Below are 13,684 nucleotides of genomic sequence, written 5' to 3'. Positions count from 1 at the left end.
AGGAAGCGACGGTGGCGCGGCATGACCCGGCCACCGTCGCGATCTAGCCGTGGATCAGCAGCCGCAGGCGCAGGCGCACGAGCAGCCGCAGCCGCAGCCCGTGATGGGCGCGAACTCCGGGTCCTGCGGGCTGAGCTCGCCCGCGTTGCGCATGATCTCGCCGACCAGCTGGTCCCAGTCGCCGGTGGAGACGTCCTGAACGTCCAGGTCAAGGTGCGTGGTGGGGGCCATGCTTCCTCCAGTCCGTGGATCTGTTAACAAACCTTGCTGTGTGACCGTAGCAGCAGATGTCGATCTACGGAAGTGTCAATTGAGAACAGCCGGGGGCAGGTTTGTTACGAGGCGGAAGCTGGGTACAGGCAGGACTCGTCACCGTCCGGATCGGCGGGCAGCACACCACCGACGGCTTGACGCGAGCGGTTCAGCTCTGCCGCGTGGCGTGGTTGGTGACGGCGAGCAGGACCATCGCGAGTAGCTGGAGCAGTCCCAGCACGACGATCAGCAGGGTCAGTGAGCGTTCGTACAGTAGGCCCGCGAGCACGCCCCCGGCCAGCGCGGCGGCGCCCTGGACGGCGGCGAACAGGCCGTACGCGGTCGCCCGCCGGGGCGCGGGCACCAGGTCGGCGACCAGCGCCTTCACGGTGGAGTCCTGGACCCCGACGGCCGCGCCCCACAGCACGCTGCCCGCCACGATCGCGGCGGTGCCGGCCGACAGCGCCAGGGCGGGCGCGGCGGCGCCGAGCACGGGCAGGGCGTACAGCACCCGGGCGCCCCAGCGGTCGTAGAGGTGCCCGCTGGCCAGGGCGGCAACCGCCCCGGCGGCCATCGCGGCGGAGTAGAGCAGGGGCACGGCGGCCAGTGGCACCTGCCCGGTCTGGCTGGCGTGATACGAGATGAGCCCGAAGGTGACCAGTCCCCCGGTCGCGGCCGCCGCCGCGGCGGCGAACCGGTAGAACGGCCGGGGCAGTCCGCCGCCGAGCCACCCGCGTACGCCCGGCATGGGAGCCGGAACGGGATGGTCTGCGGGCGCGGGATCGGGCAGCCGGACGCGCAGCCACAGCAGCAGCAGGATCGCCGCGGCGCCCGGCACGGCCAGCACCGCGAGCGCGGGCCAGATCACGCCGGTCGCGGCGATCATCGCGGCGACCACCAGGGGGCCTGCAAAGGCGCCCACCTGGTCGAGTGCCTTGTGGACGCCGAAGCCGCGGCCGCGTCCGACCGTCGCGGCGGCGCGCGCGAGCAGGGTCGACTTGGCGGGGCTGCGCACCGCCTTGCCCGCCCGCTCGATCAGGATCAGCGCGCAGGCCACGGCCAGCCCCGCCGCGCCCAGCGCCGGGGTGACGGCCAGCAGCGGCACGCACACCACGGTCAGCGCGTATCCGGCCAGGGTGAGGGTCCAGTAGCGGCCGGTGCGGTCGGCCATCGGCCCGAACGCCAGCCGCAGCAGCAGCGACATGGCCTCCCCTGCCCCGGTCACCACGCCGACGACCAGCGCGGACGCGCCGAGCGCGCCGAGCAGCGGCCCGGTGATCGACCGGGCACCCTCGTACACCAGGTCCGCACACAGGCTGACCAGCCCGAAAGCGACGACCGTCCGCCACGGGGACAGCGTGCGGTGTCTGGTGGCCGGGCTGTTGTCGGTCATCGGCGCTCCGTGGACGGTCGGGCGTGGGACAGCCCGACGCTACTGGTGCCGGTCCGCGCACGGGCATCCGCCGCCGCGCCCACCCGCAGGCGCCCCGATCGAGCCGCGCAGCACCCTGCGGGGACGTTGTCGCACCCAGCTCCACCTGCGCTGATAGTTTGGACCGGGCACTGGGGACGGCGGCCGCGTTCGTGTGCGCCGCACCGGGAGGGCACTGCCCATGTACAAGGTCGAGCATCTGATCGGCGGTGGCTGGAGCACTGGCCGCGGGACCGGCGAGCTGACCGTGCTGAGCCCGTTCGACGGCGAGCCGGTGACCCTGGTGCCGATCGCCTCCGACGCGGACGTGGGGGCGGCGGTCACCGCTGCCCGGGCCGCCGCGCCCGGCTGGGCGCGTACCGCGGCCGGGGCAAGGGCGGCGGCGCTGCATGCGGCCGCGGACGCCGTTGAGCAGGCGGTCGATGAGCTGGCACGGATCATGTCGGCCGAGATGGGCAAGCCGGTGGACGGCGCGCGGGAGTCGATCGGCGCGGGTGTCGGCACGTTGCGGCAGTACGCCGAGCTGGGGCCGGTTCATCGCGGCCGCGCGCTGGCCGGGGACGACCAGGCGGTCGACCTGATGGCGTACGGACCGCGCGGCGTCGTCGCCGTGATCACGCCGTGGAACGACCCCGTCGCCGTCTCCTGCGGGCTGCTCGGTGCGGCCCTGGTCACCGGCAACACGGTGGTGTACAAGCCGAGCGAGCGCACCCCGGCCACCGGCTGGCGGCTCGCCCGGCTCATGGCACCGCACTTCCCCTCCGCGGTGGTATCGCTGCTGAACGGCGACGGCTCGGTGGGCGCGGCGCTGGCCGGGTCGGCGGTGGACGTGGTGGCGCAGGTGGGTTCGACCGCGACCGGCCGGTCGATCGCGGCGGCGTGTGCCCGCACCGGCGCCAAGGCGCTGCTGGAGAACGGCGGCAGCGACCCGCTGATAGTGGACGCCGGCGTCGATCCGGTCTGGGCCGCACAGCAGGCGGCGCTGGGCGCGTTCGCCAACTCGGGGCAGATCTGCGTGGCGGTGGAGCGCGTGTACGTGCACCGCGACGTCGCTGGGGCGTTCGTCGCGGCGCTGGCGGCCGAGGCGGACACGTGGGCGGAGGCCGTCGGGCCGCTGGTCGACCGGCGGCTGCGCGACGTGGTGCACGCCCAGGTCGAGGCCGCGGTGGCGGCGGGCGCGCGGCTGGTCTGCGGCGGGGTGGTCCCGGACGGGCCGGGTGCGCACTACCCGCCGACCGTGCTCGCCGAGTGCACCGACGACATGGCGGTGCTGCGCGAGGAGACGTTCGGCCCGGTCGCGCCGGTGGTGACCGTGGACTCCTTCAGCGAGGGGCTGGCGCGGGCCGCCGACTCCCCGTACGGGCTGGCCGCGACCGTGCTGACCGGCTCGATGAGCAACGCCCAGCGCGCTTGGCGCGAGCTGCCCGTGGGCACGGTGAAGGTGAACGCGGTGTTCGGCGGCGCACCGGGCGGTGCGGCGCATCCCCGCCGGGGCAGCGGCCAGGGCTTCGGGTACGGTCCTGAGCTGCTCGACGAGCTGACCGTTACGAAGGCCGTGCACATCGAAGCCCCGCCGTCAGGCTGGTGACGGTGGCTACGTGACGGGTGTGGTGATGCAGACCCAGTCGCTCTGCGCGGACGGGGTGTATGCCGACACTCCCGCGGCGTTGTGGGCGCGGACCTTGAAACACATGTAGGTGCCGGCATCCAGGCCGGTCCAGTCGTAGCCGGTCACGTCGGCGCCGACGTTGCGGGTGGTGTTCCCGTTGGTGATGGTGAAGCCCGTCTCGTCGTCCGCGTTGTCGGTCCACCGCAGCCGGATCTGGTCGGGGCTGGGCGTGGTTGCCGTGAGGCCGGACGGCGCCGCCGGGCCCGCGCCGGGCAGAGTGGTCGCGCAGACCCAGCTGTTCTGCGCCGCCGGGTGATACTCCGAGACCGCGGACGCGCCGTACGCACGGACCTTGAAGCAGGCGTGAGTGTCGGCGGCCAGGCCGGTCCAGTCGTAGGCCGTCGTGTTCGCGCCGACGTCGCGTGAGGTGACGCCGTCGATGACGGTGAAGCCGCGTTCGGCTGAGGACCGGTCCGTCCAGCGCAGACGGATGGTGTTGTGGCTGATCGGGGTCGCGGTGAGGTTGGCCGGCGCAGCGAGCGGCGCGGTCGCGGTGCCCGCCTTCGGGCTGGTGGCGCCGGCGCTCGGCGCGGCGGTCAGGGTGCCGGGGCTCGCTGCCGCCGTCGCGCTGGGGCCGGCGGCCGGGCTGGGGACCACGGCGTCGCCGACCGGGCTCATCGGCACGGCGCCGGGGCTTTCCGAGAGCGTGTGCGGCTGCGGGTCGCCGGGGCGGCTGAGGATGACCCCGGCCGTGGCGACGCCCGCGACGATCAGGCACGCCACGGCCGCGCCGAGCAGCCGCGCGCGACGGCGCCCACGGGCTGCCGGGCGTCCCGGTGTGGCCGCGGGCATCGGCACGACGGGGCAACTCGGAGTAGGGTACGTCGCCTCGCGACGGCCCTCGGCGAGGGTGCCGCCGCTCCCATCCGGACAGACAGACGCCGGGGCCGGGACGGCGAACCGTCCCGGCCCCGGCGTTCCAGGTGCCGGTCACACGGAGCTGCGCCCGCGGACACCGGTGAGCAGCGCGACACCCAGCGCGGCCAGACCCACCTGGAAGACCAGCTCGATCCAGTCGACACCGGCCGTGACGGCCACGCCGACGGCCTGGGCGAGGGCGGTGCCGATCAGCGCCGCGACGATGCCCACCACGATGGTCAGCCAGATCGGCATACCCTGACGGCCCGGCACCACCAGCCGGCCGAGCGCGCCGATGACCAGACCCACGATGATTGCCGAGATGATTCCGGCGACAGTCATGACCTTCTCCTTTGCGCGTTATGAATGCCACCGCCCCTCTGCCCGCTGCCGCCGGGCCGCAAACCAACGCCTGCTCCGCGTGTCCGTCGCCGGCCGGTGTCCGCCGGTGGCGTAGAAATACTGAAAGCGGCAATACCCGGCGAATCACCTGTACACTTCGAGGGTAAACTTGAACTGTTCCAGATGAGTTGCCTTTGATCTCATGACATCCGACTTCGAGACGCAGCTGCGTACGGCGTCCCTGCGCGTGACCCGGCCCCGGCTGGCCGTGCTGGCCGCGCTGCGCGAGCACCCGCACATCGACACCGAGACGGTGATCGCGCTGGTGCGTGCCGAGCACCCGCTGGTGTCGCACCAGACGGTGTACGACGTGCTGCGCGCGCTCACCGAAGCGGGCCTGATCCGGCGTATCCAGCCGGCCGGGGCGGTGGCCCGCTACGAGTCGCGCGTCGGCGACAACCACCACCACGTCGTGTGCCGCTCCTGCGGCGCCATCGCGGACGTCGACTGCGCCGTCGGCGACGCCCCCTGTCTCACCGCCTCCGACGACCACGGCTTCGCGGTCGACGAGGCGGAGGTCGTGTACTGGGGCACCTGCCCCCGCTGCGCGGCCGACCGTAGTTCCAGTGAACCGCCAGTTCGGAGGAAGCAATGAGCGACAGCCAGGCCAACGGCCCGATCAGTGCCCAGGGCGTGGACCAGAAGGAGGCGGCCGGCTGCCCGGTCGCGCACGACTCGGTGACCGCCGAGGGCAGCGAGAGCGAGAACCCGGCGATCCCGTCGCCGACCGCGAAGACCGGCGGCCGCCCGCGGACCAACCGGGACTGGTGGCCCAACCAGCTCGACCTGTCGGTGCTGCACGCCCACTCGCCCAAGGGGAATCCGCTGGGTGAGGACTTCGACTACGCCAAGGAGTTCGGCAAGCTCGACGTCGAGGCGCTCAAGCGGGACATCACCGACGTCCTCACCACCTCGCAGGACTGGTGGCCGGCCGACTTCGGCCACTACGGCGGCCTGATGATCCGGATGAGCTGGCACGCCGCGGGCACCTACCGCATCCACGACGGGCGCGGCGGCGCGGGCGACGGCGGCCAGCGCTTCGCCCCGCTCAACAGCTGGCCCGACAACGCCAACCTGGACAAGGCCCGGCGCCTGCTGTGGCCGGTCAAGCAGAAGTACGGCCAGCAGGTCTCCTGGGCCGACCTGCTCGTGCTCGCCGGCAACGTCGCGCTGGAGTCGATGGGCTTCAAGACCTTCGGCTTCGGGTTCGGCCGCCCGGACGTCTGGGAGCCCGAGGAGATCTTCTGGGGTCCGGAGGACGCCTGGCTCGGTGACGAGCGCTACGTCGACGAGCGGCAGATGGCGGCCGGGGTCGGCGCGACCGAGATGGGCCTGATCTACGTCAACCCCGAGGGCCCGCGCGGCAACGCCGACCCGGCCGCGGCGGCGCACTTCATCCGGGAGACCTTCGCCCGGATGGCGATGAACGACGAGGAGACCGTCGCGCTCATCGCCGGCGGCCACACCTTCGGCAAGACCCACGGCGCCGCCGTCGCGGCCGACCACGTGGGCCCGGAGCCGGAGGCGGCCCCCCTGGAGGCGCAGGGCCTGGGCTGGCTGAGCAGCAACGCCAGCGGCAAGGGCCGCGACACGATCACCAGCGGTCTGGAGGTCACCTGGACCGACAAGCCGACGCAGTGGAGCAACCGCTTCTTCGAGATCCTGTTCGGCCACGAGTGGGAGCTGACCACCAGCCCCGGCGGGGCCAAGCAGTGGGTCGCCAAGGACGGCGAGGAGATCATCCCGGACCCGTACGACCCCTCGAAGAAGTACCGCCCGACCATGCTCACCACCGACCTGTCGCTGCGGGTCGACCCGGCGTACGAGAAGATCTCCCGCCGTTTCCTGGCGAACCCCGACGAGTTCGCGCTCGCGTTCGCCAAGGCCTGGTACAAGCTGCTGCACCGCGACATGGGCCCGGTCAGCCGCTTCCTCGGCCCGTGGGTGCCCGAGGCGCAGCTGTGGCAGGACCCGGTGCCGGCCGTCGACCACCAGCTGGTCGGCGACGCCGACGTCACCGCGCTCAAGGCGAAGGTGCTGGAGTCCGGCCTGAGCACCGCACAGCTGATCTCCACCGCGTGGGCGTCGGCCGCCAGCTTCCGGTCGACCGACAAGCGCGGCGGCGCCAACGGCGCCCGCATCCGGCTGGAGCCGCAGCGCAGCTGGGAGGTCAACCAGCCGCAGCAGCTGGACGCCGTACTGAAGGCGCTGGAGGGCATCCGGCAGGAGTTCAACGCCTCGAACGGCGCGAAGATCTCGCTGGCCGACCTGATCGTGCTGGCCGGCTCGGCCGCGGTCGAGAAGGCGGCACGCGACGCGGGCGTCCCGGTGACCGTGCCGTTCCACCCGGGTCGCACCGACGCCACCCAGGAGCAGACCGACGTCGAGTCGTTCAAGGTGCTGGAGCCGCGGGCCGACGGGTTCCGCAACTACCTGCGGCCGGGCGAGAAGCTGATGCCGGAGGTGCTGCTGGTAGACCGCGCGTACATGCTCAACCTGACCGCGCCGGAGATGACCGTCCTCGTCGGCGGCCTGCGCGCGCTCGGGGCGAACGTCGGCGGCGCCAAGCACGGCGTGCTCACCGACCGGCCCGGGGTGCTCACCAACGACTTCTTCGTCAACCTGCTGTCCCCCGGCGCCCGGTGGAAGGCGGCGGAGACCGGCGAGCACGTGTACGAGATCCGCGACGTGAGCACCGACCAGGTGAAGTGGACCGCGACCGCGGTCGACCTCATCTTCGGCTCGAACTCGCAGCTGCGCGCCCTGGCCGAGGTGTACGCCAGCCAGGACGCGAAGGAGAAGTTCGTGAAGGACTTCGTCGCCGCCTGGACGAAGGTCATGGACCTCGACCGGTTCGACCTCAACTGATCCACTGACCGGCAGGGCCCGGCCGATCACGCCGATCGGCCGGGCCCTGCCGTGTCCCGAAAACCCGTCACGCTCCGTCGGGGGTGGAAGGTAGCGTCAGCCCTCCCCAACCCGATCACGGAGGAACTACCGGTGTCGTACACCTTCCACGTGGACCTGCGCGGCATCGTCGATCTGCTCAGCCACCACCTCTACGCCAGCCCGCGGGTGTACGTCCGCGAGCTCATGCAGAACGCCGTCGACGCGATCACCGCCGTGCGGGTGACCCGCCCCGAGCACACCGGGACGATCGAGATCCGCACCCCGGGGCAGCCCGGCGAGCCGCTGACCGTCATCGACAACGGCATCGGCCTCACCGAGCCGCAGGTGCACGAGCTGCTGGCCACGATCGGGCGCAGCTCCAAGCGCGACGACCTGGGCTTCGCCCGGCACGAGTTCCTGGGCCAGTTCGGCATCGGCCTGCTGTCGTGCTTCCTGGTCGCCGACACCATCCAGGTGCGCACCCGCTGCGGCGACAACCCGACCGTGGAGTGGCTCGGCTCGTCCGACGGCAGCTACCAGGTGCGGGTGCTCGACGGCGACGACGCGCTGGACACGCCGGGCACCGTGGTGACCCTGCGGCCGCGCCGCGGGGCCGAGGAGTGGCTGCTGCCGCAGACGGTCCGCGAGCTGGCCACGCTGTACGGGTCGATGCTGCCGTTCCCGGTGCGCGTCGACGGTGAGCCGGTGACGGCCGGGCTCGCTCCCTGGGAGACCGGCGAGGGCGAGGCGCCGGTGGCCCGGCGGGCGCGGCTGCTGTCGTACGCCGAGGAGGCCTTCGGCTTCACCCCGTTCGACGTCATCGACCTGGACGTGGCCGAGGCGGGCCTGCGCGGCATCGCGTTCGTGCTGCCGATGCCGTCCAACCCGGCCGCCCGCGCCGCGCACCGGGTGTATCTCAAGCAGATGCTGCTCAGCGAGGGCGTGGAGGGGCTGCTGCCGGACTGGGCGTTCTTCGTGCGCTGCGTCATCGACACCAGCGAGCTGCGCCCGACCGCCAGCCGCGAGGCGCTCTACGACGACGCGCTGCTGGCGCAGGTGCGCGACGAGCTGGGCGACCGGCTGCGCGGCTGGATGACCCGGCTGGGCACGGTCGACGAGGCCCGGCTCGCGCAGTTCCTGCAGATCCACTACCTGGGCGTGAAGGCCCTCGCCGTGCACGACGACGAGATGCTGCGCCTGGTCGAGCAGTGGTGGCCGTACGAGACCACGGTCGGCCCGATGTCGCTGGCCCAGTTCCGCGACACCTACGGCGTGGTGCGCTACGTGCCGTCGCTGGACGAGTTCCGCCAGATCGCCGCGGTCGCCTCGGCGCAGGGCCTCCCGGTCGTCAACGCCGGCTACGTGTACGACGCGGAGCTGCTGGCACGGCTGCCCTCCCTCGACGAGAAGATCGCGGTCGAGGCGCTGTCGGCCAGCGACCTGTCGACGCGGCTGGAGGAGCTGCCGCCCGGCGAGGAGCTGCGGCTGCGCTCGTTCCTGGTCGGCGCGCAGCGCACGCTGGACCGCTTCGGCGTCGAGGTGCTGATCCGCGCCTTCGACCCGGCCGGCCTGCCCGCGCTGTACCTGCTCGACGGCGACACGGCGCTGCACATCGACATGCAGCGCGGGCAGGAGCAGGTCGACGAGGTCTGGGCGTCGATCCTGGGCTCGTTCACCGCGGGCCGCACCGACCGGCCGCAGCTGGTGCTCAACCACCGTAACCCGCTGATCCGGCAGACCGTCACGGTGACCGAGCCGGACCTGGCAGTGCTGGTCGTGGAGGGCCTCTACGTGCAGGCGCTGCTGCTCGGGCGCCAGCCGCTGCGGCCGGTGGACACCGCGGCGCTCAACCAGTCGTTCCTGGGCCTGCTCGGCCGGGCCATGCAGGGCGGTGCGGCATGACGGCGAGCGAGCAGGAGCTGCGGGCGGCGTTCTCAGCGGCGATGGCGATGCCGGACGGGGCCGCGCAGCACGCCGCGCTCGACGCGGCGATCCGGGCCGCCGACGCGGCCGGGCAGGACCGGCTGGCCTTCGAGTTCCGTGACGACGCGATCGAGAAGTACGTGTTCGGCGGCGACGACCGGCGCGCGTTCCTGGCGTTCTCGCTGTCGCTGGCGGCATACGACCGCGACCCGGAGATCGGCGGCCCGGGCACGGAGCACTCGCTGCTGTGGCAGTTCAAGTGGATCGTCAACGCGCTGCCGGACTTCCCGGACATCCCACTGGACCGCACGTACCGGGTGCTGGCGGACATGCGCGCCCGCTACCTGCGCGGCGGGCACAGCCTGCACCCGGTGCACCAGGCCCGGTGGCAGATCGCGCTGCACGTGGGCGACCTGGACCAGGCGGCCGCGTCCTACCACGACATGGTCACGGCCAAGCGGGACGGCCTGTCCAACTGCTCGGTGTGCGTGCCGACGGCGCAGGCCGACTACCTCAACACCCTCGGCCGCCACACCGAGGCGATCGCCGTGGCGGTGCCGCACCAGAACAGCTGGTGCCGCACCCAGCCGGCGCGGGTGCGCACCAGCCTGATGACGGCGTACCTGCACACCGGCAAGCACCGCCGGGCCCTGGAGCTGCACCGCCTGGCGTACCGCACCATCCGCACCGAGCGGATGCACCTGGCGTCGCTGGCCGTGCACATCGAGTTCCTCGCCCGCACCGGCAACGAGACCCGGGCCCTGGAGCTGGTGGAACGGCATCTGCCCTGGCTCGAAGCCCCGGTGTCGCCGGCCGACACGCTCAGCTTCCTCGGCCCGGCGGTGCTGGTGCTGCGGCGCCTGGGCGAGGCCGGGCACGGCGCCGCCACCGTGCAGGGCCCGACCGGCCCGGACGGGCGCCGGGCCGTGCTGACCGTCGACGTGCTGCGCGGGCAGCTGCAGGCGCGGGCCGAGGAGCTGGCCGCCCGGTTCGACGCCCGCAACGGCAACACGTACCAGAGCGAGCTGCTGCGGCAGCGGATCGGGGCCGAGCCGGTGCTGGGCAAGCTGGCGCTCAGCGTGCTGGACACCGTGGGCAGGCGCACCCGGCCGCTGATCGCGCAGGTGCAGACGCGGGTGGCTGAGCGCACGGCGGCCGGTGACGTCGCGGGAGCCGCCCTGGCCCGCCTCGACGCGGCATACCTGCTGCGCGAGCACAACGACCGCGAGATCCGGCTGACGGCGGCGGAGGAGGCCGCCCTGGCGGTGGAGCGCGCCGGGCTCCCCGATGCGCTGCTGCGGGCCCGCGAGCTGCTGTGGGACCTCTACCGCGCGGCCGGGCAGCGCGACGACGCGCTCGCCGTGCTCGAACTCCTGCTGGCGGAGCCGTCCCTGCCCACGCCGCGGCGGGCCGAGCTGCTGGACCAGGCCGCGCTGCTGTTCTGGGGCGCTCCGCGAGCCGAGCGCCGCGAGCAGGCGGCCGCGCTGCACCGCCAGGCGGGCGACCGCCTGGCCGAGCTGCGTTCGCTGCAGGACGCCGTGGTCTGCCTGTCCGGCGCCGAGCCGGAGCGTGCCGTGGCGCTGCTGGAGAGGGCGGACGCCCGGCTCGCCGACCCGCCTGCCGACGCCGACGACGACGCCTGGGACACGCTGGCCGGCCGGCTGCACCTGACCGCGGCCCGCCTGCACGACGACCGCGACGACGACGTGGCCCTGGCCCGAGCGGAGCAGGCGATGCGCTGCCGCGACGATGACGTGCGCATCGAGGCGGCGGTCTTCACCGCACGCCACCTGCTGCGGCGGGACCGGCCGGCCGAGGCCGAGCGGCTCGCGTGCGACCTCGTCCGCGACGCCGACCCGGCGAACGCGTACCGGCTGCACGTGGTGCGCGCCGCCGCGCTGCGGGCGCTGGGCCGCGAGGAGGAGCAGGCGGCGGTGATGGCCGCGCACGACATCGAGCCGTGGGAGCTCGACTACGGCGCTGACGATGACGACTACGACGACGAGGACGACGACTGAACGGCGACGCGGTGGCGGGCCCCTCAGCCCGCCACCGCGTCCTACCCCCGAGTGTGGTCAGCGTGGCCAGATCTGGCCGTAGTACGAGCCCAGCGCGTCGCGGTACACCGTGTCGTCGTGGCGTTCGGCGTCGTACTCGGGCGCGTCCTTGATCTCGTCCTTGGTGCAGTCGACGTAGACGCGCTCGTCGTCGAGGTCGATGTCCTTGATGAGCCCGGCGGGCAGCAGCACCTTGCTGCCGAAGATCCACGGGCCGGTGTCGACCACGACGTACCGCGAGCCGACCTCGCCGGTCTGCTCGTCGATCTTGCCGATGCCGCCGTCGCTCGCCTCGACCCGGAAGCCGACGATGTCCTTCTCGCCGCCCTCGGCGACCGGCTTGTAGTCGAGCACCGCCCGGTAGTTCCACGGGTCCCAGGGCTCGGTGTTCAGCTCCGTCATGCTGGTCTCCTCGCTCGTCATTGCTTCCCGGCCCGTCTACCCGGCCTGACCCGTGTTAATCCAGCACAGGCCCGCTTTCATGGTCCAAGCTCCCGCCACGCGGGCTGACCGCGGACGGGAGCTTCGACCACGAGCGGTGGTCAGGAGCGGCGGCGGACCAGGAACGTCATCGCGGCGACGACCAGCACGCCGGCCGCGAGCCAGGCCAGGTGCTGGTTGCGCCGGTCCTGGATGGCGCTCAGGGCCTGGCCGGTGACCTCGGCGGTCCTGGCCTTGATCCGGCCGGCCACGTCGGCGCGTTCGGTGAGCTGCGCCAGGGTCTGGCTCAGCGCCGCCCGTGCCGCCGTGGCCTGTGCGTCGATTCGTGCGATCTCGGCGGTCGTGTCACTCACGGTCACATCCGTTCCAGGTGCGCCGCGTCCGCGGCGGGATGGGTCAGCGTGGCGAGGTCGGCACGCAGGCCCCGCAGCGCTCGCTGGGGCACCGGCGAACCGGCGCGCCGCAACCGCCACCGGCCGGCCAGCGCCAGCACGGCCGCGATCAGCAGCAGGCCCCCCGCGGTCGCCAGCGCGGCCAGCCACGCCGGCAGGACCAGGGCCAGCCCGAGCACGGCGGCGGCGGCCAGGGCGGCGCCCGCCCAGAACACGCTCACCCCGGCCGCGCCGAACAGGCCCGCGCTCACCGCGGTCTTGGCGGCCTTGTCCTGCAACTCCGCCTTCGCCAGCGCCACCTCGGCGCGGACGAGTTCGGACAGCTGCTCCCCCGCCAACTTGATCAGGTCTGCTGACGACTGCTGTGGCACGCCCGGCATGCCGGCCTCCTCCATCGGTTGCCGACTGCATCCCCTGATCCGGCCTCGCTAAACCGCCCGGCCAGGACGTCCACCGTCAACCAGCAGAAAGGAAGGGCACCTTCTTAACGCTATGCGTAGAGGAAGGTGCCCTTCTTAACCTCAGCGCGGTCTCGCCATCGGCGCGACCTGCCCTTGATCGCGGTCTCATGTGAGGATCTGCGGTCTGACGCAGGGTTGTGACACGAGACGGAGATCTTCGCCGAGCCCGGCGTCAGGACGGTCGGGCGCGGCGCCGTCACCCGTGGCGGCGGGCCTTGCCCACCAGGTCGTGAAAGGTCTTCCGGGTGGAGCCGTGGTCCAGGTGCCGGATCCGGGTTTCGGCCACCTGGACGTCCCACTGTTCCGCGGGCAGCGGCGCGGTGAACGCGTCGAGGCCGATCGACGCCTGGGCGGGAGCGTGGGCGGCCGAGTGCTCGTCGGCGTGGTCGTGGCCGACGACGAGCAGCGTGCCGCCTGGCGCGACGGCCGCGGCCAGCCGGGCGACGAATGCGGCGAACGGTATGGCGGGGTGCACGTACTGGCTCACCACCAGGTCGTACTGCTCCAGGGGCGACCAGGTGGCCAGGTCCGCCACGACCCACGAGACGCGGGCGGCGACGTCGGCGCCTTCCGCTGCGGCGAGTTGCTCCCCGTGGCTGACGGCAGTGGGTGAAACGTCGACGGCGGTGACCTGCCAGCCCTGGCGCGCGAGCCAGAGCGCGTCGGCGCCTCGCCCGCAGCCCGCATCGAGCGCGGTCCCGGCCCGCAGCCCGGTCGTTTCGGCCACCAGTTGCGGGCTCGGCGTGCCGTGTCCGGCGGTGCGCTCCTGGTAGTGGTGCTCCCACCACTGCGGGCCGAAGGCGGCATGCTCCGCATGCTGGTCGTGCGGGTGGCTCATGGGGCAACGCTCCTGGTCAGATCGTGCGACGGCCCGCCGTGACTCCGGCCGGCGGTTCCACCGTAGCGAC

At 73.0% G+C, this 13,684-nt stretch carries 13 protein-coding genes; 5 read left to right on the top strand and 8 right to left on the bottom strand.

Annotated elements, in window-relative coordinates; genetic code table 11:
- Nucleotides 1–54: 54 nt before the first annotated feature.
- Together CS0771_RS24555 and CS0771_RS24550 are read right to left on the bottom strand one after the other, a co-directional pair.
- Nucleotides 55–231 (bottom strand): hypothetical protein, encoded by a 177-nt coding sequence (locus CS0771_RS24555; RefSeq protein WP_203745922.1) that lies wholly within the window; start codon nucleotides 229–231, stop codon nucleotides 55–57.
- Nucleotides 232–421: 190 nt separating this feature from the next.
- Nucleotides 422–1,645: an MFS transporter gene (locus tag CS0771_RS24550; protein ID WP_212843201.1), complete on the bottom strand. Its 1,224-nt coding sequence runs from the start codon at nucleotides 1,643–1,645 to the stop codon at nucleotides 422–424.
- A gap of 220 nt (nucleotides 1,646–1,865) precedes the next feature.
- Between CS0771_RS24550 and CS0771_RS24545 the strand changes: the two genes are divergently transcribed.
- A complete protein-coding gene (locus CS0771_RS24545) occupies nucleotides 1,866–3,272 on the top strand; it encodes an aldehyde dehydrogenase (protein WP_212843200.1) in 1,407 nt (468 codons plus the stop codon).
- Nucleotides 3,273–3,278: 6 nt separating this feature from the next.
- Here CS0771_RS24545 and CS0771_RS24540 read toward each other — a convergent pair whose 3' ends face one another.
- Both CS0771_RS24540 and CS0771_RS24535 read right to left on the bottom strand, forming a co-directional pair.
- Nucleotides 3,279–4,145: a fibronectin type III domain-containing protein gene (locus tag CS0771_RS24540; RefSeq protein WP_371821594.1), complete on the bottom strand. Its 867-nt coding sequence runs from the start codon at nucleotides 4,143–4,145 to the stop codon at nucleotides 3,279–3,281.
- Between the two features lie 138 nt (nucleotides 4,146–4,283).
- Nucleotides 4,284–4,553, bottom strand: a complete 270-nt coding sequence (locus CS0771_RS24535; RefSeq protein ID WP_212843198.1) for a GlsB/YeaQ/YmgE family stress response membrane protein — start codon at nucleotides 4,551–4,553, stop codon at nucleotides 4,284–4,286.
- Nucleotides 4,554–4,755: 202 nt separating this feature from the next.
- Between CS0771_RS24535 and CS0771_RS24530 the strand changes: the two genes are divergently transcribed.
- The 4 genes from CS0771_RS24530 (at nucleotide 4,756) to CS0771_RS24515 (ending at nucleotide 11,443) form a co-directional block, all read left to right on the top strand.
- Complete coding sequence (locus CS0771_RS24530) at nucleotides 4,756–5,208, top strand: Fur family transcriptional regulator (protein WP_212843197.1); 453 nt, start codon at nucleotides 4,756–4,758, stop codon at nucleotides 5,206–5,208.
- Nucleotides 5,205–7,481: a catalase/peroxidase HPI gene (gene katG, locus CS0771_RS24525; protein ID WP_212843196.1), complete on the top strand. Its 2,277-nt coding sequence runs from the start codon at nucleotides 5,205–5,207 to the stop codon at nucleotides 7,479–7,481. Before CS0771_RS24530 ends, katG begins: the two co-directional genes overlap by 4 nt.
- A 132-nt stretch (nucleotides 7,482–7,613) precedes the next feature.
- Complete coding sequence (locus CS0771_RS24520; RefSeq protein WP_212843195.1) at nucleotides 7,614–9,404, top strand: HSP90 family protein; 1,791 nt, start codon at nucleotides 7,614–7,616, stop codon at nucleotides 9,402–9,404.
- Entirely contained in the window at nucleotides 9,401–11,443 is a 2,043-nt protein-coding gene (locus CS0771_RS24515; RefSeq protein WP_212843194.1) for a hypothetical protein, read from the top strand. The genes CS0771_RS24520 and CS0771_RS24515 overlap by 4 nt, the downstream gene beginning before the upstream one ends.
- Nucleotides 11,444–11,500: 57 nt before the next feature.
- On the opposite strand, the gene CS0771_RS24510 is transcribed toward CS0771_RS24515, so the two are convergent.
- The 4 genes from CS0771_RS24510 to CS0771_RS24495 form a co-directional block, all read right to left on the bottom strand.
- Nucleotides 11,501–11,884, bottom strand: a complete 384-nt coding sequence (locus CS0771_RS24510) for a PRC-barrel domain-containing protein (protein WP_239125725.1) — start codon at nucleotides 11,882–11,884, stop codon at nucleotides 11,501–11,503.
- 140 nt (nucleotides 11,885–12,024) lie between these two features.
- Nucleotides 12,025–12,276: a hypothetical protein gene (locus tag CS0771_RS24505; protein WP_212843193.1), complete on the bottom strand. Its 252-nt coding sequence runs from the start codon at nucleotides 12,274–12,276 to the stop codon at nucleotides 12,025–12,027.
- 2 nt (nucleotides 12,277–12,278) lie between these two features.
- Nucleotides 12,279–12,695 carry a phage holin family protein gene (locus CS0771_RS24500; protein ID WP_244871001.1) on the bottom strand — a complete coding sequence of 139 codons (417 nt, stop codon included), beginning with the start codon at nucleotides 12,693–12,695 and terminating at the stop codon, nucleotides 12,279–12,281.
- Between the two features lie 277 nt (nucleotides 12,696–12,972).
- Entirely contained in the window at nucleotides 12,973–13,614 is a 642-nt protein-coding gene (locus tag CS0771_RS24495; protein WP_212843191.1) for a class I SAM-dependent methyltransferase, read from the bottom strand.
- Nucleotides 13,615–13,684: the final 70 nt, after the last annotated feature.

The sequence above is a fragment of the Catellatospora sp. IY07-71 genome, from assembly GCF_018326265.1.
Taxonomy (GTDB): Bacteria; Actinomycetota; Actinomycetes; order Mycobacteriales; family Micromonosporaceae; genus Catellatospora.
This window is presented reverse-complemented; position numbering and strand designations above follow the sequence as displayed.